The following is a 20702-nucleotide window of genomic DNA, read 5'->3' as shown; positions in this document are numbered from 1 at the left end:
TGGGCGCATGCGACGACGCGAGCGCGCCCGACGTGCCACCCGGACCGCCACCATGCTCGCCGTGCTCCTCGGCGGAGCCGGCGTCACCCACTTCCTGCGCCCGCGGGGCTACGACCGGATCCTGCCGGAGGGCCTCCCCCCGCGCCTGACCACGGTCGCCTCCGGCGTGGCCGAGCTCGGCATCGCCGCCGGACTCGCCGTGCCGGCCACCCGTCGCGCGTCCGGCTGGGCGGCAGCGGCACTGTTCCTGGCGGTCTTCCCCGCGAACGTCAAGATGGCCGCCGACCTCCTCGACAGCCCACGCGCAGGGCGCGCCGCACGGCTGGTCGGCGTCGCGCGGCTCCCCCTGCAGGCGCCGCTCGTGGCCTGGGCCGTGCGCGTCGGACGACACGCGCCACGACGGTGACCGACGCGGTCCGCCAGCGGGCGGCGGTCCCGCTCGTGCACCGGCCCGTCGCCGTGCACGCGTGGGAGGACATCGTGTTCGCGCACTGGCGGCGGGACCCGGCCTCGCTCGCCCGGCTCGTGCCACGCGGCACCCGGCCCGACGTGGTCGACGGCAGCGCGTGGGTGGGTCTGACCGCCTACGTGTTCCGCGAGACGGCCCTCCCGCCGCTCCCGCCCTCACGACGACTCGGTTCGATGACCGAGGTCACGATCGAGATCGCGACCGTCGACACCAGGGGTCGCCACGGCATCGTCTACCGCACCGTCGACACCGGCCACGTCCCCGCCATCGTCGCCGCGAACACGCTGCTCGGCGTGCCGTACACGTTCTCCCACGTCCGGGCGACGCGTCGCGGGGACACCCTCGACCACCGGTCGGTCCGGCACCCGGCCCGGGCGACGCACCCGGTCCGCTGGGCGCGGGCGCTCGTGCACGCGGGGAACGCACGCCCGCCGCGACCCCGCCCGCGGCACGACGTCCTCGTCCGGGTCACCGCGGGCGACGTCGTGGACACGCCGCTCGCCGCCGCGCTCACCACGCGCGCCGGCATCCACGCGCGGCACCTGGCGCAGACGCTCTTCTGGCAGCGGCAGCACGCGCCGCTGACCGTCCGCAGCGCCCGGCTCGAGCGGCTCGAGGGCGACCTACCGGACGCCGTCGGGCTGCCCGGGCTCCTCGACCGCGACCCCGACTCACTGCTCGTCGTGGACGCGACGACCGTGCGCTACGCGTGGGGCGAGGTGGTCCGGTGAGCGACGACCCGTTCGACCTCGACCGGTTCGTGCGTGCACAGGAGGGCGTCCACGAGCAGGCACTCGCGGAGCTGGCGGCCGGCCGGAAGCGGTCGCACTGGATGTGGTTCGTGTTCCCGCAGCTCGCCGGCCTCGGGCGCAGTGCGACGGCGCAGCGGTACGCGATCGAGGGGCTCGCCGAGGCGCGGGCGTTCCTGGCACACCCCGTGCTCGGTCCGCGCCTGCTCGAGGCTGCCCGCACCGTCGTCGACGCACCGGCCCGGAGCGCGGACGACCTGTTCGGTGGGATCGACGCGCTGAAGGCGCGGTCGTCGGCGACCCTGTTCGCCAGGGCCGCCGAGGACCCGGCTCCGTTCCGTGCCCTGCTGGACCGGTGGTTCGACGGGACCGAGGACCCGGTGACGGTCCGGCTGCTCGACGCCACCTGAGGCACGGCGGCCGACGGACGACCGTTCACATATCAGGTACGGTGATCAGGCGTCGACACCGACCGGTCCGGCGCTCCCGACCGTCCACCGAGAACGAGGACACCCGCATGCCGGTCCCCAGCAGCGCCCCCACCGAGCACCAGCTGCTCCGCGACACCGTCCGCCACAAGATCCACGCCGCGATCATGGACGGCACGCTCGAGCCCGGTGAACGCCTCAACGACGACGAGCTCATCGCCTGGCTCGGCGTCTCCCGCACCCCGATCCGCGAGGCCCTCAGCCAGCTCGCCCGCGCCGGTCTCATCGAGATGGCACCGAACCGGTACACCCGGGTCACCACCCCGAAGGCCGAGGAGGTCGTCGAGGCGATGCAGACCCTCGGCGTGCTGTTCGGCGGGGTCGTCCGGCTGGCCGTCCCCCGGCTCACGGCACCGACGCGGAAGAAGATCCTGGCGCAGCTCGACCGCACGATCACCGAGCTCGACGCGCACGACGTCCCCGCCGTCAACCACGACGCGCTCTCGGTCTTCGGGCTGTACGTCGACGCCTGCGGCAACGAGAACCTGCAGCGGGTGTGCCGCGACACGACCGACGGTCTCGCGTTCCGCCTGCGCCTGCCGAACCTCGACGAGCTCATCGACTGGGACCAGCTGACCGCGGACTTCCGCCGGCTGCGCGACGCGACCGAGAGCGGTGACAACATCGCCGCCGAGCTCGCGACCGAGGCGATCCACCTGCTCCCGGGCGAGAAGCGGCACCGCTCCAGCTGAGCGCACCTGTCACGTCGTACAGGAACGCCCGTCCCGGACCTCGTGACGGGCGTTCCTGCACCCGGCGTCAGCACCCCGCACGGCACTCGGTCACACGCCCGTGGGGACCGGTAGCATCGCTCCGACCCGCTCGAACAGCCTCGACCCGACGACCCGGGAGCACCGCATGAGCCACCGCCAGCCGGACCGCACCGAGATCGCCGCGCGCCTCGCCGCCGCCGTCGGACGCATCAACCGCCGTGCGCGCACCGACTCGGCCGCGCTGGGCTACGGGCTCGTCTCCGCACTCGCGACGATCCAGGCCGAGGGACCCCTGCGCCCCGGCGACCTGTCGCGGATCGAGGTCGTCACGAAGCCCACGATGACGCGCATCCTCACCGAGCTCGAGCAGCGCGGCTTCATCGAACGCGAGGCCGACCCGCGGGACGGCCGGGCGTTCATGGTGTCGGCCACCCCCGCTGGCATCGCTGCCGTCGAACGGGCCCGCTCCGACCGCACCGGCATCGTCGCCGGGCTCATCGCGGACCTGCCCGACGACGACGTCGACTCCATCGCCGCCGCCCTTGCCGCCCTCGAACGGATCGGCCAGGGCGAGCGCTCCCAGGAAGCACACACCTCCGGGCGCTGATCCGGCGGCGTCAGCACCGTTACCGAACCGTTACCAAGGGGTGGACGGACGGTTCTGCCAGGGCTTCCGGACGGGCTGTCCAGGCTGACACGTCATCGTGACGGCTTCGCCCGAGCAGGCGGCCACCCGGTCGCCCAGCGGCGGACGGACGGGCCCCACACCACCGTCCGGTCCTCCCCCGGCTCGCGGCTCCCCCACGACGGCCGTCCCGACGGTCGTGCACGCTCCCCCACACCCGCGTGCCCGATCCGGCGTGCCCGGGAGTCGCCCTCCAGCCGGCCGACCACCGGAACCGATGACGCGAACCACCCCCGAAGCCCCCATCACCGCGACCACCCGACGCCAGGCGCTCGACTCCCCGAGCCGCCGTGTCCGCCGTGCGCTCCGCAGTCGCTCCGCCCTCGTCGTCGGGGGCGTTGCCGCCGTCGCCCTCGTCGGCGGACTCGCCACCGTCGGCACACAGCCGGCCATCGGCGAGGCCATCGGCGTCCCCTCCGCGAGCGCCTCGGCCACCCCCGCGCTGCACGGCGCGGACCTCGACCGCGCCCAGGCCGCCGCGACCATCGCGACCGCCCGCACGGTGCTCGCCGACGCGAACGACAAGACCGACACGCGCGCCCTCGAACGCCAGGTCGCAGCCCTGTCGGACTACCGCGGCATGTCCGGCTCCGCGATCACCACCCGCATCGCCTCGACCGTCGACGCCACGACGCAGGTCGCCGACGAGAGCGCGTCCCAGGACAAGGCGGACGCCGACGCGGCGGCAGCAGCAGCAGCGCAGGCGAAGGCCGACGCCGAGGCGAAGGCCGCAGCCGAGCGTGCGGCAGCGGAGGCCGCGGCAGCAGCCGAGCGCCTCGCCGCTGCGAACACCGTCGCCGGCGCCAAGGCCACGGCGTCCTCGATGGCGTCGTCGCAGTACGGCTGGGGCTCCGCGCAGTTCCAGTGCCTCGACAACCTGTGGACCAAGGAGTCCGGCTGGAACTACCGGGCCGTCAACCCGAACGGTGGCGCGACGGGCATCCCGCAGGCGCTCCCCGGCTCGAAGATGGCCACGGTCGCGGCCGACTGGCAGACCAACGCCACCACCCAGATCACCTGGGGGCTGCGGTACATCAGCGCGGCCTACGGCACGCCCTGTGCCGCGTGGGCCCACTCGCAGGCGAACAACTTCTACTGAGCCGCGAGCGGGTGACGGGCGTCACCGGATGACGGACGGGAGGCACGGTGCCGGCGGGCGCCGTGCCTCCCGTCCGTCCCGTGGTCCGTCGTCGTCGCCCTGCCGCCGTGCGAGCGAGCCCGTCCGGTCAGCCGACGCGCGCGATGCGCACGTCCACGCGGCCGAGCGCGAGCCCGCGCTCGCCCGCGACGCGGAGCGCGGCGTCGTGCGCCGCACGCGCCGCAGCCCGCGCGGGGGTCGATCCGTCGGTGCCGATGACGACGCGGAGGACGTCGTCGTCGAGCACCACCCGGGACACCGGCGCACGCGAGGCGAGCCGCCGGGCGGACTCGACCGCGCTGCCGAGGGTCGGCCGCGCGCGGTACAGGTCGGCGACGCCGGGCGCCGCGAGGACCGCGGCCTCGATCGCCGCGGCCGTCTCGTCGTCGATGCTCATGCGCGGCCCTCCTCGTCGGTCGCTCCGGATGCAGCCTGGCCCCCGTCGTGCGCGGGCGGGAGCGGGGGCAGGAGGTCCCGGACGTGCACGTCGACCGCCTCGACACGGAGATCGGTCTGCTCGGCGAGGATCTCGGCGACGGCCTGGCGGACGTGCTCGGCGGTGGCGTGGATCGGTGCCCCCGACCGGATCGCCAGCTCGACCAGGACCCGGACGGGAGCATCGAGCAGCGTGACGTCGCCCTGCAGCGCGCAGCGGGCGATCACGACACCGGGGACGACGTCCCCGGCCGTCCGGACGAGGGACCGGATGGCTCCCTCGGTCATCACGGGACGCTCGGTCGGGACGGACGGGCGCAGCGGGACGTCGCGACCGGCGCGGGCCTCGAGCGAGATGTTCGCCAGGACACCGCCGATCCACGACTCGTCCGCGGGTGCCTCCTGAGCAGCGGCGGTGTCGAGCGAGCCGAGGGACGACTGTCGGAGCCGGACGAGTGCGGCGAGCGCGTTCTGGCACGCCGCGGAGTCGTCGATGCTCGGGTCGGCCGGTTGCATCCCGGCGTCCAGGTAGTCCGCGAGCTCGTCGATGGTGTGGCCGTCGAGGTCCTCGGGTTCGAGCGCGTCGAGCGGTACGTCGTCGGGGCGCGTGCGGTCGGGTCCGGTCATCGCCATGCCTCCATGAGACGGATCATGTTCTTCCTCGCACGCGAGAGCAGGCCACGCACGGTCGACACCGGCAGGTCGAGCTCCTCGGCGATGTCCTCGTAGCGGTACTCGAGCATCTCCTTCATCACCCAGCACCGCCGCTGCGCCTCGGGGAGCTCGGCGAGGGCGGTCTCGACCGCCTCCTCGCGGGACCGGGCCTCGGCGACCCGCTCGGGAGCGTCGTCCCGCGGTGCCGCGACCTCGAGCTCGGTGACGTCGAGGTGCTCGCGCCGCGCCCGGATGCGGTCGATGCACTTGCGACTGAGGATCCGCATGAGCCACGACTTGACCTTGGCGCCGTCGTCGAGCGCGTCGAGCCGGTTCCACGCGGTGATGAAGGTCTCCTGCACGACGTCGTCGAGCTCGTCGGTCGATCCGAGGGTCCGCCGGGCGTAGGCCCGGAGCAGGGGTGTGTACCGCCGGATCAGGACCTCGAACGCCCGGACGTCGCCGTCGGACGAGCGGCCCGCGAGGACGGCGTCGTCGAGGTCGGCGAGGGGCTGGTACGGCACACCACCCTTCTACCGGTCAGTGGTGGAGGAAGTCTGGGCGGGTGGCCGCGCACGACGGTGGGCTCGGCTCCGTGACCCCGGTGCGCCAGGATGTGGGCATGAGCCACGTCACCGCCGTCTGCCGCGTCGACCAGCTGCTCCGCGACGCAGGCACGATCGGCATCACCGCCATCGACAAGCGCCCGGTCGTGGGGCCCGTCCGTGTCCGCCCGCTCGGGCTCCACGCCGACGTGCAGGCGGACCGCAAGCACCACGGCGGCGAGGACCAGGCGGTGTACGCCTACGCCGACGAGGACGCCGCGTACTTCGCCGAGGCCCTGGAGCGCGACGTCCCACCCGGGCTGTTCGGCGAGAACCTGCGCACGAGCGGGGTCGACGTCACGGGTGCCGTCACGGGCGAGCGGTGGCGCATCGGCGAGACGCTCGAACTCGAGGTGACCATCCCACGGGTGCCGTGCGGGACCTTCGCCCGCCGGATGGGGATCCCCGGCTGGGTGAAGCGGTTCGCCGCGGAGAACCGGCCGGGTGCCTACCTCCGGGTCCTGCACAGCGGACCGGTGGCAGCCGGCGACCCGGTGGTCGTCACACACCGCCCGGAGCACGGCGTCACGATCGGCGAGATCTCGGCCGGCCCGTCACCCGAGCGGGCCCGCGCGGTGCTGGACTCCGGCGACCGACTCGCCCCGACGGTCGTCCGTGACCTCGCGAAGGTCCTCGCGCGCGGCCGGGTCTGACCCTTCCGCCCGACGGCCCGCTGCCGGGTCGAGGGGGCGCCGGTTCCGCGGGAGACCGGCGACGACCAGGTCGTACGAGTTCGCCACGAGGTCCTCGACCATGGTCTCGTCGAGACCGTCCCCCGGTGACAGCGTGATCCAGTGACGCTTGTCCATGTGCCACCCCGGGCTGATCTCGGCGTGGTCGCGGACGAGTGCCGCCCCGTGCGGCGGCGCGCACTTCAGGTTGACGATGGGCACCCCGCGCAACGTCGTGGCGAGCACGAACATCCGGCCGACCACCTTGTGGACGACGGACTGCTCGCCGAAGGGCTGCGTCTCCTCGACCGCGGGCAGGGCCAGTGCCGTCCGGAAGGTCACCTCGTGCAGTGCTGCGCCGTCCATCGCACCAGCATGCCGCACACGCCTCGTTCGGGGGGATCAGGGAATGAGTCCTGCTCGGGTACGCTCGGTCCGCCGTGCACCCGACGCGGCGGCCGCGCGAGCGGTCACGACCCGTCCCAGGGGAAGAACCCGTGCGCATCATCCACAGCCTCGGCGTCGCCGCCGTCACCACCGCTCTCGCCGCGTCCGTCGTGCTCGGCGGCGCGACCACCGCCTCCGCCGCGCCGAAGACCTACGCGAACTGCACCGCCGTCCACAAGGTGTACTCCGGTGGCATCGCGAAGAAGTCGGTGACGAAGAACCGGGTGACCTCCGGTGGGAAGACCACCTACCGCGCACTCAAGGGCACCGTCAAGAAGGACGACGCGCTCTACGGGGCCAACAAGAAGATGGACCGCGACGGCGACGGGATCGCCTGCGAGAAGAGCTGACGTCCGCCGGACCGAGCGTCCGGCCAGCCCGGCGACGGACCGCTCGGTCGACCGGGGCGCTCGATCGCCCGGCGCTCGCGGCCGCCCGCGGCCGCCCGCGGTCAGAGCGTCGGGACGCCCTCGTGCCCCGACCTCGGCCGGGCCGTACCGGCGACGCCGGCGACGACGGAGCCCGCGGGGACGTCCTTCGTCACGACCGTGTTCGCGCCGACCACGGAGTCCGCGCCGATCGTGATCGCGCCGATCAGCGACGACCCGGCACCGAGCACCACGCGGTCACCCACGGTCGGGTGCCGCCGCCGCCCCGGACCGTGCTCGCCCCCGCGCCCGCCGAGCGTGACGCCGTGGAACACCAGCACGTCGTCACCGATGACCGCCGTCTCCCCGATCACGACGCCGAGGCCGTGGTCGATGAAGAAGCGCCGGCCGATGCGGGCGCCGGGGTGGATCTCGATGCCCGTGATCGATCGAGCGACCTGCGCGACCACCCGGGCCGCGAACCGGGATCCAGGGAGACCACGCGCGAGCCACAGCCGGTGCGTGAACCGGTAGGTCCAGATCGCGTGCAGCCCCGAGTAGACCACCGCGTTCTCCAGGTCACCCCGGGCAGCGGGGTCACCGCGGCGTGCCGCAGCGAGGTCCTCGCGGACCCGCCACAGCACGCCGCGTCGGACGGCACGCGTCACGCAGTGAGCCCCTCGAACAGCGGCGTGGACAGGTAGCGTTCGCCGGTGTCGCACACGATCGCGACCACGCGCTTGCCGGCGTTCTCCGGACGGGCGGCGATCTCGACGGCGGCGTGGATGATCGCGCCCGACGAGATGCCGGCCAGGATGCCCTCCTCGGTCCCGAGCGCGCGGGCGAGCCGGAGTGCGTCGTCGAGCTCGACGTCGAACACCTCGTCGATGACCTCACGGTCGAGGACCTCGGGGACGAAGTTGGCGCCGATCCCCTGGATCTTGTGCGGCCCCGCCTTGCCCTCGGTCAGCAGCGGGGAGTCCTTCGGCTCGACGGCGACGATCTGCACGCCCGGCACGCGCTCCTTGAGCACCTGACCGACACCCGTGATCGTCCCGCCGGTCCCGACACCGGCGACGAAGACGTCGACGTGGCCCTCGGTGTCGCGGAGGATCTCCTCCGCCGTGGTCCTGCGGTGGATCGCGGCGTTCGCGGCCGTCTCGAACTGGTGGGCCAGGATCGCGCCGGGGGTCTCGTCGACGATCTGGCCCGCGCGCGCCACGGCGCCCTTCATGCCCTCGGAACCCGGGGTCAGGACGATCTCGGCGCCGAAGGCACGGATCAGGGCACGCCGCTCGACGCTCATCGTCTCGGGCATCGTGATGACGACGCGGTAGCCGCGGGCGGCGCCGACCAGCGCCAGGGCGATGCCGGTGTTGCCGGACGAGCCCTCGACGACGGTGCCGCCGGGGCGCAGCTCGCCGGACTCCTCGGCCGCGTCGATGATCGCGACACCGAGGCGGTCCTTGACGCTCGAGCCCGGGTTGTAGAACTCGAGCTTCGCGAGGACCTCGGCGCCGTCGGCCTTCGGCAGGCGGTTGAGCCGGACGAGCGGGGTGTTGCCGAACGCCTGCGAGATGTTGTCGTAGATGGTGCCGGTCATCCGTTGTCGTCCTCCGGGTCGAGTTCTCACGCCGTCGGTGGCGGCGCTGCGGTCCGCTCGCGATCCTAGCGACGGCGCCCGGTGTTCCCCTGTCGATGACGCCCCTTGACACGGCGGGCGCACACCGCGCCTCCCGGCCACCCCTGCCCCACCGCGCCCGCGCCCGCGCGGCTCAGCGCAGCGCGCTCCGCGCGAACCGCTCGTCCGTCGCTTCGAGGACCCGCAGCACGTTCCCCCCGGCGAGCGCCCGCAGGTCGTCGTCACCCCAGCCGCGTCGCCGCAGCTCCTCCGCGAGCACCGGGTACCGCGACACGTCCCGCAGGTCCGGCGGCAGCACGGGCGTGCCGTCGTAGTCGCCACCGAGGCCCAGGTGGGCCGCGCCCGCGACCTCACGGGCGTGGTCGACGTGGTCGGCGACGTCCGCCACCGTGACGAGCGGCGGTTCCCCCTCGGACCCCGCTTCCTCCCAGTCGGCCCACGCGCGGGACACGAACTTCGGCACGAAGGTGATCATCACGACGCCCCCGTTGTCGGCGAGCCGGGCGAGCACGTCGTCGGGCACGTTCCGCGGGTGGTCGTCGACGGCGACGGTGGACGAGTGGCTGAAGACGACCGGCTGCGTCGCGACGTCGAGGGTGTCCCGCATCGTCGCCGGCGCGGTGTGCGACAGGTCGACGAGCATGCCGATCCGCTCCATCTCGGCGACGACCTCGCGTCCGCGGTCGGTCAGGCCGCCGTGTGCCCGGGCGCCGGTGGCCGAGTCGGCCCAGGTCGTGTCGTCGTTGTGCGTCAGCGTCATGTAGCGGACGCCGAGCCGGGCGAAGGACCGGAGCACCGCGAGGTCGTCGCCGATGGAGTGCCCGCCCTCGGCGCCGAGCAGCGACGCGATCCGTCCGGCGTCGACGGCGGTGCGCAGTTCGGCAGCGGTGCGGACGAAGGTCAGGTCGTCGGGGTACCGCGCGATGATCCGGTGCGCGGTGTCGATCTGCTGCAGGGTGGTGCGCACCGGGTCCGGGTCGTCCGACGGCACGAACACCGACCAGAACTGGCCCACGACCCCGCCGGCCCGGAGCTTCGGCAGGTCGGTGTGCAGCGTGCCCTGTCCGCGGTCGATGCCCTCGACGCCGGAGTCGTGCGACTCGCGGCGCTCCCACGGGAGGTCGTTGTGTCCGTCGATGACCGGGAAGGCGAGGGTGTCGAACGTCATGTCGCCGACGCTACCGCGTGGTCGCGCCGTCGCTAGGCTCGCGGTGTGCTCCCCGTGACGCTCCGGACCGACCGGCTCGTGCTCTCCGCGCCGGGTCCCGCCGACGCGGAGGCCGTCATCGCGTACGCGAACGACCCGGACGTCATCGCGTTCACCCCGGTCCCCGTGCCGTACGGGCACGCCGAGGCCCGTCAGTGGCTCGACCTGGTCGAGGTCGGGTGGCGTGACGACACCCGGTACGACTTCGGGATCCGCCGTGCGGAGGACCCCCGGCTGCTCGGTACCGTCGGCGTCTTCGGCTTCGTGGACGGCGCCGGCGAGATCGGCTGGGCGCTGCACCCCGACGGCCGCGGGCAGGGCCTGATGGCCGAGGCCGCCGATCGTGTGCTGGCGTGGGCGTTCGCCGCACCGCCGGACGGGCTCGGCCTGGTGCGGGTGCAGTGGCGCGCACTCGGGACGAACGCCGCGTCGTCCGCGACGGCCCGGCGGATCGGCATGCGCTTCGAGGGTCGGTCCCGATCGGCCGTCGTGCACCGGGGCGCCCGCAACGACCAGCTGCTCGCCGCGGTGCTGCGCGACGACGACCGCACGGTGCCGCAGGTCTGGCCGGACGCGTGACCGTCGCCTTCCGGGTGGTCACCGAGATCGCCGCTCCGGTGGAGCGCGTCTTCGCGCTGTCGCTCGACATCGGCGCGCACGAACGCTCGATGGCCGACACCGACGAACGCGCCGTGGCCGGGACGACGTCCGGCACCATCGGGCTCGGCGAGAGCGTCACGTGGCGCGCGCGGCACTTCGGGATCGTCTGGTCGATGACGAGCAGGGTCACCGCCCTGGAGGCTCCGGGTCGCTTCGTCGACGAGCAGGTGCGTGGTCCGTTCGCCCGGTTCCGGCACGAGCACCGGTTCGAGCCGTCGGCCGACGGGACGCGGATGGTCGACGAGGTCGTCTTCCGGGCGCCCCTCGGCCCGCTCGGCTGGCTGGCCGAGCGGGTAGCGCTCGCCCGCTACCTGCCGCGGTTGATCGCCGCGCGCAACGCATCGCTGCGCGACGAGCTCGAGCGGGACGGGGACGGTCAGCGGGGGGCGAGCTCCCCGAGCGCGTCGTAGGCCGCCGCCACGGCGTCGACCCGGGCACGCCCTGCCGGCCCGGAGGCTTCGTACACGTCGTTCGCGATCGCCGCGACGACCGCGAAGAGCGCCGCCATCGAGTCGAACGCCGACGGCGAGTCCACCGGGCAGAGCACTGCGGTCGCCGCGGGCGCCGCGATCACGGCTGCGGTCGGGTCGCCGAGCACGACCACGTCGGCGCCGGTCGCGACGCAGTGCCGCACGAGCCGTTCGGCACCCGCCGCGTGCCGCCTGACCGTGACGAGCACGACGAGGTCGCGGCGGTCGAGGTCGGCGACCTCCTCGCCCAGGCGCTGCCCCGGTGCCGGACCGATCCGGACGTCCGGTCGCACCTGGGCCAGCTGCGACCGGAGCTGCATGGCGACGGGGTGCGCGCCGCGTTCCCCGAAGACGAGCACCCGCCGGGCACGGACGATCCGGCGGGCGAGCCGGACGCGGTCGGCCCGGGCGAGCGAGGCGAACGCGGCGTCGAGGTTGCGTGCCTCGACGGCCCGCTGGTCGACGTGCGCGGCGTCCTCGGCGGCCCACGGCAGGCCGCTCCCCCGCGCGGACATGAGCTCCTGGCGGACCTCGGCGGCGTCCTGGAACCCCAGGGACCGGACGAGCCGCGAGACGGTGGCCTTCGACGTGCCCGACTCGGCCGCGAGCTCGGCGGAGGTGCCGACGAGCAGCAGCTCCGGATCGTGCCGGACCATCGCGGCGACCCGGCGTTCCGCGGGCGACAGGCGGTCCCAGACGGCGTCCACCCGGGCACGGACGTCGGGCGCGGCGCTCACCGGGTCTCCGCACGGTCGTCGGCGATGCGCTCGACGGCGACGGCCAGCGCGTCGAGGCCGAGCGCGACGTCGTCCTCGGAGACGAACTCGTCCGGGTGGTGGCTGATGCCGTCGGGGTTGCGCAGGAACAGCATCGCGACGTCGGTGACCAGCCCGAGGGACATCGCGTCGTGCCCGGCGCGCGAGAAGAGCTCCGCTGGTGTGGCCTCCCCGGTCGCGGCGATCCCCGCACGGACGGCGTCCATCAACACCGGGGCACAGAACACCGCCGGGGCACGGTGCACCTCGGTCGGCGACACGGTCACGCCACGACGGGCTCCGATCTCGTCGAAGACCGCCGTGATCGACTCCCAGACGCGGTCACGTCCCTCGTCGAACTCCCCCCGCAGGTCGACGCTGAACCGGGCCAGGCCGGGGACGACGTTGACCGCCCCGGGCTCGACGGACATCGTGCCGACGGTGCCGACGTGCTGCTCGGCGCGACAGATCCGCTCGACGGCGAGCGCCGCCTCGGCCGCGGCGAGCAGCGCGTCGTGACGCCGCTCGTACGGGGTGCCGCCGGCGTGCCGTGCCTCGCCGACGGCCTCGACGGTGAACCGCCGGGCGCTCGCGATGCTCGTGACGACACCGAGCGCCTGCCCCGCCTGCTCGAGGTGGGGGCCCTGCTCGATGTGCGCCTCGAGGTAGCCGACGAGCCGCTCCGGGGGCAGTGCCGCCTCGCCGACGCGTTCCGGATCGAGCCCGAAGTCGGTGAAGGCCCGGCGGAGCGTGACACCGTCGCCGTCCTCGAGGTCCCACCACGCGTCGTCCCAGACCCCCGCCACGGCCGACGAGCCCAACAGTGCCTTGCCGAAGCGCGTCCCTTCCTCGTCGGAGAACGCGATCACCTGCAGCGCGAAGGGCAGCGGGCCGGAGGCCGTGAGCCGCGCCACCGTGCGGATCGCCATGAGCACGCCGACCACTCCGTCGTACCGGCCGGCGTCCACCACGGTGTCGAGGTGTGAGCCGAGCAGCAGCACGGGTGCGTCCGGCGTCGCACCGTCGACGATGCCGTGCAGGTTGCCCGCGGCGTCCTGCCAGGTGCGGAGTCCGGCGTCGCGCATCCACTCCGCGACCACGGCGTTCACCCGGGCGTGCTCTGGCGACAGGTAGACGCGGGTGGTGCGTCCGTCGTCCTGCGAGATCCCGGCGAGCGCGTCGCACCACCGGACGATCGTCGCGGCGTCGGCGATCGCCCGGGCGCTCGCGGTCGGCGCCGCGGGGACCTCGGCCGTCGCGGGTCCGGTCGTCGTCGTCACAGGGCTGCCCCGACCGGCGCGACGCGGCCGGCGTGGACGTCGAGCGCGGCGTCGACCCCGGCGCCATGCGGGACGGCGTGCCCGGCCCGGCGCAGGCAGTGTTCGAGGGCGGCCAGCGTGCGCACGACGGTGTCCTTGCGGGCGTTGTAGCCCATCGTGCCGATGCGCCAGACCCGTCCGTGCAGCGGCCCGAACGAGGTCCCGATCTCGATGCCGTGGTCCTCGAGCATCGCGCCCCGTACCTCGTCGCCGACGACGCCGTCCGGGATCTCCACGGCGACCACGTTGTGCATCTTGTGCGCGACGTCACCGAACACCTGCAGTCCGAGCGCCTCGACCCCGGCGAGCATCGCGCGACCGGCGATCGCGTGGCGCTCGACCACGGCGTCCCGCCCCTCCTCGAGCAGGATGCGGGCGCACTCGTTCGCGGCGTAGAGCATCGACGCGGCCTCGGTGTGGTGGTTGAGGCGCCGCGGGCCCCAGTAGTCGAGGATCATCGCGAGGTCGAGGTAGTTCGAGCGGATCGGGTCGTCGGACACGACGTCGTCGGCCTCGCGGATGCCGGCCTCGATGCTGCGGCGGCCGTCGAGCACCGCCACGGCACGCGGCGACAGGGTGATCGGTGCACTGCCGGAGGGGCCGCCCAGGCACTTCTGCAGGCCGGCGCTCACGACGTCGATGCCCCAAGCGTCGGTCTCGAGCGGGTTGCCGCCGATGCTCGCCGTCGCGTCGGTGTAGAGGAGGGCGCCGTGCCGGTCACAGATCGCCCCGAGCTCGTCGAGCGGCTGGTTCATCGTCGTCGAGGTGTCGCCCTGCACGATCGCCAGGACCTTCGGTCGGACCCGGCGCACCGCGTCCTCGATCACGGACGGCGGGAAGACCTGCCCCCACGCGGTCTCGATGGTGTGCACCTCGGCACCGGCACGGGTCGCGATCTCGGCGAGCAGGTGCCCGAAGCGTCCGAAGACCGGCACGAGCACCCGGTCCCCCGGGGCGAGCAGTGACACCAGGGCCGCTTCGATGCCGGCGCGGGACGTGCCGTCGACGAGCACGGTGGCGTCGTTCCGTGTCCCGAAGACCTGGCGGTAGAGCTCCTGCGTCGCGGTCATCGTCGTCGTCATCCACGGGTCGTACTGCCCGACGAGCGGGGTCGACAGCGCGCGGAGCACGCGGGGGTCGGCGTCGATCGGCCCCGGTCCCATCAGGAGTCGGGCGGGTGGGTTGACTGGCTGCGTCATGATGCCTCCGTTCCGGGAACGAGCGTAGCGAAACGTCCGTTTCGTGCGTGTTGCGGCGCCGCGGGGCGGTCGAGCAGGACCCCCTCGACGGCGGTGACCCCGTGGCCGGCCGTCGCCACGAGCCGCCCGCGGAGCCAGGTCTCGGTGACGACCCCGAGCGTGTGCAGGCCGGCGTACGCGGACACCGGGTTGCGGTGGGCCAGGGCCGACACCTCGACGACGCCCTCGGCCGCCGGGTCGAGGACGGCGAGGTGCGCGACCGCACCCGGCGCGATCCGACCGCGGTCGTGGAAGCCGACGACCGCCGCGGGGCCGGTCGTGAACCAGGGCAGGACGGCCTCGAGCGGGAGCCCCCGGCGCACGGCCTCGGTCCAGACCGCCCGGAAGCCCACCTGGAGTCCGGCGATGCCGCCCCACGCCGACCCCCAGTCGTCGGTCTTCAGGTCGGCTGTGGACGGCGAGTGGTCCGACACGACGCAGTCGATCGTGCCGTCGAGCAGCCCCGCCCAGAGCGCGTCGCGGTTCGCGTCGTCGCGGATCGGCGGGCAGCACTTGAACTCGGTCGCGCCGTCCGGGATCGACCCGGCCTCGAACGCCAGGTAGTGCGGACATGTCTCGACGGTCACCCGGACCCCGTCGGCCTTCGCGGCGCGGATCATCGGGAGGACCCCGGCGTCGGACAGGTGCAGCACGTGCACGCGAGCACCCGTCGACCGCGCGCCGTCGAGGACCCGCGCGACGGCGGACTGCTCGGCACGGCCCGGACGGGTGGCGAGGAAGTCGGCGTACCGTCCGCCGAGCGTCTCGTGCGGCACGAGGTGGTCCGGGTCCTCGGCGTGCACGATGAGCAGGGCGTCGAGCTCGGCGACCTCCTCGATCGCCGCTCGGAGCCGTGCCGGGTCGAGGTGCGGGAACTCGTCGACGCCGCTCGGCGCGGTGAAGCACTTGAAGCCGAAGACCCCGGCGTCGTGCAGCGGACCGCGTGCTCCGGCGTTCGCGGGGACCGCGCCGCCCCAGAACCCGACGTCCACCGCGACCCGGCCCGCGGCGCTCGCCCGCTTCACCGCGAGGGCGTCGACGTCGACCGTTGCCGGGATCGAGTTCAGCGGCATGTCGATGATCGTGGTCACCCCACCGAGTGCGGCCGCTCGCGTGGCCGAGGCGAAGCCCTCCCACTCGGTGCGACCGGGTTCGTTGACGTGCACGTGCGTGTCGACGAGCCCGGGCAGGAGCACGTGCTCGTCGGGCACGGTGCGGTCGAGCGGAGCCACGACCGCGGCACCGAACGGCAGGACCGCGTCGACCACGCCGTCGCGGACCACCACCGCGGCCGGGCGGAGGACGCCGTCGACCCACGCCCGCCGAGCGCGGAGCACCAGGTCGGCGCCCACCGCGGCGCTCATGCCGAGGCCCCCGCGAGCACGATCGGCGCGGCGACGTCGGACCTCTGCAGCGTGAACCCGGACAGGAGCCCGGTCACCGGCTTCGGTGGCGGAGGCGCGTACTCGCCGGTCTTGCCCGTGCGCAGCCCGAGCCGGACGAGCGACTCCGCGAGCACCGTCGCCGCAGCCACCCCGTCGACCACCGGCGCACCGATCTCGTGCGAGACCTCGGCACAGAACGCCGCCATGCCCGCGCAGCCGAGCACCACCGCATCGGCGCCGCCGGCGAGCACGGCGCGGCACTCCTCGACGACGAGCTCCCGGGCGCCCGACGTCGGATCGTCGAGCTGCAGCACCGGCACCTCGCACGCACGGACCTCGGTCACCCGGGACGCGAACCCGTAGCGCTCCGCGAGCTCCCACGCCCGTCCGGTCGTGCGCGCCAGCGTCGTGACGACCCCGAACCGGCGCCCCAGCATCGCAGCGGCGTGGAAGCCGGCCTCGGCGATCCCGAGCACCGGCCCGGCGGCCAGCTCGCGCGCGGCGTCGAGACCCGGGTCGCCGAAGCACGCGACGACGTACGCGTCGACACCCTCCTGCTCGCCGAGCGCGATCTGCTCCAGGAGCCCGGGGACCGCCAGGGCCTCCTCGTAGTGACTCTCGATCGAGGCGGGTCCGGTGGTGGGCGTCACCGCCTCGACGACGGTGCCGGGTCCGGCGACCGCGGCCGCGGCGCGGCCGATCGAGGCCGTCATCGACGGGGTGGTGTTGGGGTTGACGACGCGGATGCGCAAGCGGGGCCTTTCAGGCGGGGGTGGGGACGAGGAGGAGGTGGTGGACCCGGGCGGCGACGGTCCGGCCGGGAGGCGTGTCGCGCCTCCCGGCCGGGGTCGGTGCAGGGGTGTGGCGGACGGTCAGTCGCGTCCTGCCGCCGCGCCGTCGTCGACCGTCGGGTCCTCCGATGCCAGCACCGGCATCCGCGGCGACCGACGCTCGAGCGCCCAGAAGACGACCAGCCCGAGCCCGCAGCCGATGAACCAGCTGTAGTTGCTCAACCACGGCAGGACACCCGTCGCGGGCGGCAGCACCGCGCTGGCGACCGACACCGCGCCGGCGAGCAGCAGGGTCCACATCGCGTTCGGGTTCCAGCCCGCGCGGTACCAGTACCGGGCGGTGGGCTCCTTCGTGTACATGTCGTCGACCGCCACCCGCTGCTTCGCGACCAGGTAGTAGCCGGCGATCAGGATCCCGAACAGCGGGCCGATCAGCGCGCCGAGGATGCCGAGCGTGTAGAGGATCGCCTGGTCGTTGCCGTACCAGTTCCACGGCGTCAGCAGCACGGAGCCGACCGCGGCGATCATGCCGCCCGTCCGCCAGCTGATCCTCCGCGGGGCGACGTTCGAGAAGTCGAACGCGGGGCTGATGAAGTTCGCGACGATGTTGATGCCGACCGTCGCGGTGACGAACGTCAGGCCGCCGAGCAGGATCGCGAACGGTGCGTCGATCGCCTGGACCGTCTCGATCGGGTCGGTGATGAGCTTGCCGAACACCGGGACCGTCGCGCTCGCGCAGAGCACGGTGAGCACCGAGAAGAACAGGAAGTTGATCGGCAGGCCCCAGAGGTTGCCGCGCTTGACGGCTCGGAACGAGCGACCGTAGCGCGAGAAGTCTCCGAAGTTCAGCATCGGGCCGGAGAAGTAGCTGACGACGATCGCCACGGCCGAGAGCATGACCGGGATCGAGGCACCGAACGACATCGGCGCGCCCGTGTGCAGCGTCAGCGAGATGTTGCCGATGCCGGCCCGGGCGACGAGGTAGACGGCGAGCGCGATCATCACGACGTAGACGGCCGGACCGGCGAAGTCGATGAAGCGGCGGATCGCCTCCATGCCCATCGAGAAGAGCGCGGCCTGCGCGACCCAGAGGATGCCGTACGAGATCCAGCCCAGCGCGGAGAGCCCGAGGAACGAGTGGTCGAGCAGCGCCGCTGAGCCCGGGAGGAACTTCAGGAACACGATGTTGAGCGACTGCGCGGCGAGGAAGGTCTGCACGCCGTACCAGGCCGTCGCGATCAGGCCGCGGATGACGGCGGGGACGTTCGCCCCGATGACGCCGAACACCGCGCGGTTGATGACCGGGTACGGCACCCCGGTGCGCTGGGACGGCTTCGCGACGAGGTTCGCGAACACCTGCACGATGAGGATGCCGACGACCAGGGCGACGAGCACCTGCCAGCTCGCGATGCCGAGCGCGAAGAGCGACCCGGCGGTGACGTACCCGCCGACCGAGTGCACGTCGGACATCCAGAAGGCGAAGATGTTGTAGCTCGTCCATCGCTGCTCGCGCAGCGGGGCGAGGTCCTCGTTGGTGAGCGCCGGGTCGTACCCGGGCTTGACGATGCCGGCGCCGGCGGCTGCCGACGACGTCGTCCGGGGGGCGTGGGGCGCGGCGACCGGGGTCGCGATCTCTGTGACCAAGGCGTCCTCCGTGGGAGTGTGCGGCGGGGGTCCCCGCTCGAGGACGACGCTACGAAGGCACTTCGCGTCGCCCGTTTCCCTCGTGTAACGGTCGTGTGACACGGACAGCCCGCTGGAACGCTCGTTCCGGGCGGCAGCTGCGGGATGCCGCAGGGAACGCCGCAGGTCCTGCCCCAAGCCCGTCCAGGCCGCCCGACCGGCTCCATCATCGAGGGATGACCACGGGCATCCGGATCGACCACGTCGGCGTCACCGTGCCGGACGTGGAGGCCGCCACGGCGTTCTTCGCGAACGCCTTCGACGCCGTCGTGCTGTACGACGTGCGCCGGACCACCGACGAGCCGAACGGCACACCGGAGGCCCACCGCTACCTCGGCATCCCGTCGTCGATGGCGCAGGGCGCGATCCGCATGCTCGCGCTGCCCGAGGGACCCGGACTCGAGCTCTTCGAGTACCGCGGGCCCGACCAGCGCGCCGCCGCGCACCCGTCGGACCTCGGGTGGCAGCACCTGGCGCTGTACGTCGACGACCTCGACGCAGCCCTCGCCCGCGCGGAGTCCGCCGGTGCCGTCCGCAACTCGGACCCGCGGCCGCTGCGTGGCGAGGAGGCCGGGGAGGGCAACCGGTTCGTCTACACGCGCACCCCGTGGGGGTCGACGCTCGAGCTGGTCACCTACCCGACGCCGCAGCCGTACCTGCTGCACGCGCCGCGGGCGAAGTGGGCGCCGTGGCCGGACGTCGCCCAGCTCCGGCAACTGGACCGGGCCTGACCGCATCAGGCTCGTGAACGGCCTGGAGGCACGGCTCGCGGCCGCCGCGCCGGTCACTGCGGGCGCCGGGTCGCGTCCACGTCGAGAGGCGGACGGGTCAGCGGGACGGCTCGACGAGCAGGTCGGCAGCGTCGCGCGGCGCGAAGCGCTGCGCGAAGTCCCGGTCGTTCGGGATCCAGACGTCGCGCCAGAGCGCGTCGTGACTCCGGCCGAGTGCCCGGTCACGGGCCGTACCGCGGCGAGCTGCGGTGTCGAGGTCGACGTCGCACCAGACGGTCGCGTCGAGCGCGGGCAACGCCTCGGGGTGGAAGAGTCCGATGAGGTCCAGGACGAGGATCCTCGCCTGCGGGAGCGGTTCCTCGGGACCGAGGGCCCGCCGTGCCCAGTCGTACCGCTGGAAGTGCCCGGGCCGTCCTCCTCGGAACGGTTCCAGTACCGTCGAGACCAGGCGGTCGCGCTCCACCCCGTCCCAGTCCGAGGAACGGCGGTGCGATCGAGCGGGGTCCAGGAAGTCGTCGCCGCGGAGGCGCACGGCATCGGGCAGTGCTGCGACGAGGCCGCGTGCGAGCGTCGACTTGCCGGAGCCGCAGAAGCCGGAGATGCCGACGACCAGCGGGTGCCCCACGACCCGCGCTCGCTCGGCGATGTGCTCGAGGACGGTGTCCTGGTCCATCCGGCGAGTGTACGAGGAGCGGTCACTCCCGACGTCGATCCGGTGCGCCTCCGCTCACCGACCGGGACGGAACTGCACCTGGTTGGAGGTCGATGACGAGCAGCGCAGTGACGGTGGGCATGCCCGACCCTCTCACCGGGCGGTTCCGGGAGGGACCGGCTACCGGGAGTCCCCGGACGTCGTCGCGCGGAGGCGGTCGTCGACCTCGCGAGCTTCGGCGGAGGACCCGAACGCGAGGGTGACCTCACCGCCGGTGAGGGGTTCCATGACCTGGGGTGCCGAGAGCACCCTGCCGTCGAGGAGGATCGCCATGCGCTCGTCGATCGTCTCGCGGGTGGCCGAGGCCAGGACATCGCTGTCGGTCCTGTCGAACTGCAACACGATCGAGCCGCCCGCACCCTCACCGTCGGAGCGGTGCGCGGAGGTCGGCGTGATCGAACCGAGCGACTTCGCCAACCGGTAGGTGGTCGCGCCGTCCTGGTCACACGCCGACGCTGCGACGTCAGTGGTGACCGGAGGCGCAGTGCACGCCTCCTCGACCTCCGACACGACGGCTCGGAGCTGCAGCGACTTCATCGCCGGACCGTCAGCAGGCGGCGCCTGGGCCGCGCAACCGGTGAGGACCGCGACCAGGCCAGCGGCGGCCGCGAGGCGAGTGACCCGTGAACCCTGCATCGCACCAGGGTAGGACTCGACGGGAACGCACGACAGTCCCCCGCCCGCCGG

General features: G+C 73.6%; 26 protein-coding genes. 11 read left to right on the top strand and 15 right to left on the bottom strand.

The annotated features are described in order from the left end of the window. Positions 1-7 precede the first annotated feature (7 nt). From ACIP6W_RS13215 to ACIP6W_RS13190, 6 genes are all read left to right on the top strand, one after another. A complete protein-coding gene (locus tag ACIP6W_RS13215) occupies positions 8-406 on the top strand; it encodes a hypothetical protein (protein WP_400429988.1) in 399 nt (132 codons plus the stop codon). After that, positions 403-1200 carry a DUF2071 domain-containing protein gene (locus ACIP6W_RS13210; RefSeq protein WP_066655398.1) on the top strand — a complete coding sequence of 266 codons (798 nt, stop codon included), beginning with the start codon at positions 403-405 and terminating at the stop codon, positions 1198-1200. Before ACIP6W_RS13215 ends, ACIP6W_RS13210 begins: the two co-directional genes overlap by 4 nt. Beyond that, entirely contained in the window at positions 1197-1628 is a 432-nt protein-coding gene (locus tag ACIP6W_RS13205; protein WP_066655400.1) for a DUF1810 domain-containing protein, read from the top strand. The genes ACIP6W_RS13210 and ACIP6W_RS13205 overlap by 4 nt, the downstream gene beginning before the upstream one ends. 107 nt (positions 1629-1735) lie before the next feature. Beyond that, the gene (locus ACIP6W_RS13200) at positions 1736-2398 is read left to right on the top strand and encodes a GntR family transcriptional regulator (RefSeq protein WP_081985319.1); all 663 of its coding nucleotides are present in this window, start codon (positions 1736-1738) and stop codon (positions 2396-2398) included. A gap of 166 nt (positions 2399-2564) precedes the next feature. Beyond that, positions 2565-3026 carry a MarR family winged helix-turn-helix transcriptional regulator gene (locus ACIP6W_RS13195; protein ID WP_066658510.1) on the top strand — a complete coding sequence of 154 codons (462 nt, stop codon included), beginning with the start codon at positions 2565-2567 and terminating at the stop codon, positions 3024-3026. 295 nt (positions 3027-3321) lie between these two features. Next, positions 3322-4203 carry a phospholipase gene (locus ACIP6W_RS13190; protein WP_209684996.1) on the top strand — a complete coding sequence of 294 codons (882 nt, stop codon included), beginning with the start codon at positions 3322-3324 and terminating at the stop codon, positions 4201-4203. Between the two features lie 127 nt (positions 4204-4330). Here the strand turns inward: ACIP6W_RS13190 and ACIP6W_RS13185 are convergent, their stop codons facing one another. From ACIP6W_RS13185 to ACIP6W_RS13175, 3 genes are read right to left on the bottom strand one after another with little or no spacing between them, the layout of a single operon-like run. Next, on the bottom strand, positions 4331-4639 hold the full coding sequence (locus tag ACIP6W_RS13185; protein ID WP_209684995.1) for a hypothetical protein: 309 nt from the start codon (positions 4637-4639) through the stop codon (positions 4331-4333). Further along, entirely contained in the window at positions 4636-5310 is a 675-nt protein-coding gene (locus ACIP6W_RS13180) for a hypothetical protein (protein ID WP_400429984.1), read from the bottom strand. The genes ACIP6W_RS13185 and ACIP6W_RS13180 overlap by 4 nt, the downstream gene beginning before the upstream one ends. Further along, entirely contained in the window at positions 5301-5855 is a 555-nt protein-coding gene (locus ACIP6W_RS13175; protein ID WP_066655417.1) for an RNA polymerase sigma factor, read from the bottom strand. Before ACIP6W_RS13175 ends, ACIP6W_RS13180 begins: the two co-directional genes overlap by 10 nt. Before the next feature lie 98 nt (positions 5856-5953). Between ACIP6W_RS13175 and ACIP6W_RS13170 the strand changes: the two genes are divergently transcribed. Next, positions 5954-6589, top strand: a complete 636-nt coding sequence (locus ACIP6W_RS13170; protein WP_209684993.1) for an MOSC domain-containing protein — start codon at positions 5954-5956, stop codon at positions 6587-6589. On the opposite strand, the gene ACIP6W_RS13165 is transcribed toward ACIP6W_RS13170, so the two are convergent. Next, positions 6491-6973, bottom strand: coding sequence for an MmcQ/YjbR family DNA-binding protein (locus tag ACIP6W_RS13165; protein WP_209684992.1), 483 nt, complete (start codon positions 6971-6973; stop codon positions 6491-6493). The genes ACIP6W_RS13170 and ACIP6W_RS13165 overlap by 99 nt on opposite strands. 131 nt (positions 6974-7104) lie before the next feature. Here ACIP6W_RS13165 and ACIP6W_RS13160 point away from each other — a divergent pair, with 131 nt between their 5' ends. Beyond that, positions 7105-7404, top strand: coding sequence for an excalibur calcium-binding domain-containing protein (locus ACIP6W_RS13160; protein WP_200884105.1), 300 nt, complete (start codon positions 7105-7107; stop codon positions 7402-7404). A 101-nt stretch (positions 7405-7505) separates the two neighbouring features. Here the strand turns inward: ACIP6W_RS13160 and epsC are convergent, their stop codons facing one another. The 3 genes from epsC to ACIP6W_RS13145 form a co-directional block, all read right to left on the bottom strand. Then, complete coding sequence (epsC, locus tag ACIP6W_RS13155) at positions 7506-8090, bottom strand: serine O-acetyltransferase EpsC (RefSeq protein ID WP_307810424.1); 585 nt, start codon at positions 8088-8090, stop codon at positions 7506-7508. Further along, entirely contained in the window at positions 8087-9025 is a 939-nt protein-coding gene (gene cysK, locus ACIP6W_RS13150; protein ID WP_209684990.1) for a cysteine synthase A, read from the bottom strand. Before cysK ends, epsC begins: the two co-directional genes overlap by 4 nt. A gap of 172 nt (positions 9026-9197) precedes the next feature. Beyond that, on the bottom strand, positions 9198-10232 hold the full coding sequence (locus ACIP6W_RS13145; protein WP_209684989.1) for a dipeptidase: 1035 nt from the start codon (positions 10230-10232) through the stop codon (positions 9198-9200). Between the two features lie 45 nt (positions 10233-10277). Between ACIP6W_RS13145 and ACIP6W_RS13140 the strand changes: the two genes are divergently transcribed. Further along, the gene (locus ACIP6W_RS13140; protein WP_209684988.1) at positions 10278-10850 is read left to right on the top strand and encodes a GNAT family N-acetyltransferase; all 573 of its coding nucleotides are present in this window, start codon (positions 10278-10280) and stop codon (positions 10848-10850) included. Then, positions 10847-11341, top strand: coding sequence for an SRPBCC family protein (locus tag ACIP6W_RS13135; protein ID WP_066655433.1), 495 nt, complete (start codon positions 10847-10849; stop codon positions 11339-11341). The genes ACIP6W_RS13140 and ACIP6W_RS13135 overlap by 4 nt, the downstream gene beginning before the upstream one ends. Here ACIP6W_RS13135 and ACIP6W_RS13130 read toward each other — a convergent pair. The 6 genes from ACIP6W_RS13130 to ACIP6W_RS13105 all read right to left on the bottom strand — a co-directional run bounded on the left by ACIP6W_RS13130 (position 11308) and on the right by ACIP6W_RS13105 (position 18533). Continuing rightward, positions 11308-12138: a MurR/RpiR family transcriptional regulator gene (locus tag ACIP6W_RS13130; protein WP_066655435.1), complete on the bottom strand. Its 831-nt coding sequence runs from the start codon at positions 12136-12138 to the stop codon at positions 11308-11310. The genes ACIP6W_RS13135 and ACIP6W_RS13130 overlap by 34 nt on opposite strands. After that, positions 12135-13436, bottom strand: coding sequence for an allantoate amidohydrolase (locus ACIP6W_RS13125; RefSeq protein ID WP_209684987.1), 1302 nt, complete (start codon positions 13434-13436; stop codon positions 12135-12137). The genes ACIP6W_RS13130 and ACIP6W_RS13125 overlap by 4 nt, the downstream gene beginning before the upstream one ends. Then, positions 13433-14674, bottom strand: a complete 1242-nt coding sequence (locus ACIP6W_RS13120) for a pyridoxal-phosphate-dependent aminotransferase family protein (RefSeq protein WP_400429980.1) — start codon at positions 14672-14674, stop codon at positions 13433-13435. The genes ACIP6W_RS13125 and ACIP6W_RS13120 overlap by 4 nt, the downstream gene beginning before the upstream one ends. Next, positions 14671-16077 carry an allantoinase AllB gene (allB, locus tag ACIP6W_RS13115; RefSeq protein ID WP_400429978.1) on the bottom strand — a complete coding sequence of 469 codons (1407 nt, stop codon included), beginning with the start codon at positions 16075-16077 and terminating at the stop codon, positions 14671-14673. Before allB ends, ACIP6W_RS13120 begins: the two co-directional genes overlap by 4 nt. Beyond that, the gene (locus ACIP6W_RS13110) at positions 16074-16850 is read right to left on the bottom strand and encodes an aspartate/glutamate racemase family protein (protein ID WP_400429976.1); all 777 of its coding nucleotides are present in this window, start codon (positions 16848-16850) and stop codon (positions 16074-16076) included. Before ACIP6W_RS13110 ends, allB begins: the two co-directional genes overlap by 4 nt. A 120-nt stretch (positions 16851-16970) precedes the next feature. Then, positions 16971-18533: an NCS1 family nucleobase:cation symporter-1 gene (locus ACIP6W_RS13105; protein ID WP_251154560.1), complete on the bottom strand. Its 1563-nt coding sequence runs from the start codon at positions 18531-18533 to the stop codon at positions 16971-16973. Between the two features lie 215 nt (positions 18534-18748). Between ACIP6W_RS13105 and ACIP6W_RS13100 the strand changes: the two genes are divergently transcribed. Beyond that, positions 18749-19303: a VOC family protein gene (locus ACIP6W_RS13100; protein WP_209684983.1), complete on the top strand. Its 555-nt coding sequence runs from the start codon at positions 18749-18751 to the stop codon at positions 19301-19303. A 97-nt stretch (positions 19304-19400) separates the two neighbouring features. Here the strand turns inward: ACIP6W_RS13100 and ACIP6W_RS13095 are convergent, their stop codons facing one another. Both ACIP6W_RS13095 and ACIP6W_RS13090 read right to left on the bottom strand, forming a co-directional pair. Next, entirely contained in the window at positions 19401-19976 is a 576-nt protein-coding gene (locus tag ACIP6W_RS13095) for a uridine kinase (RefSeq protein WP_271825060.1), read from the bottom strand. Between the two features lie 159 nt (positions 19977-20135). Beyond that, positions 20136-20552 carry a SecDF P1 head subdomain-containing protein gene (locus ACIP6W_RS13090; protein ID WP_400429974.1) on the bottom strand — a complete coding sequence of 139 codons (417 nt, stop codon included), beginning with the start codon at positions 20550-20552 and terminating at the stop codon, positions 20136-20138. Positions 20553-20702: the final 150 nt, after the last annotated feature.

It is taken from the genome of Curtobacterium sp. NPDC088465, from assembly GCF_044753165.1.
Classification (GTDB): Bacteria; Actinomycetota; Actinomycetes; order Actinomycetales; family Microbacteriaceae; genus Curtobacterium.
The sequence above is the reverse complement of the archived record's forward strand: the minus strand, read 5'-3'. Positions and strand labels throughout refer to the sequence as shown.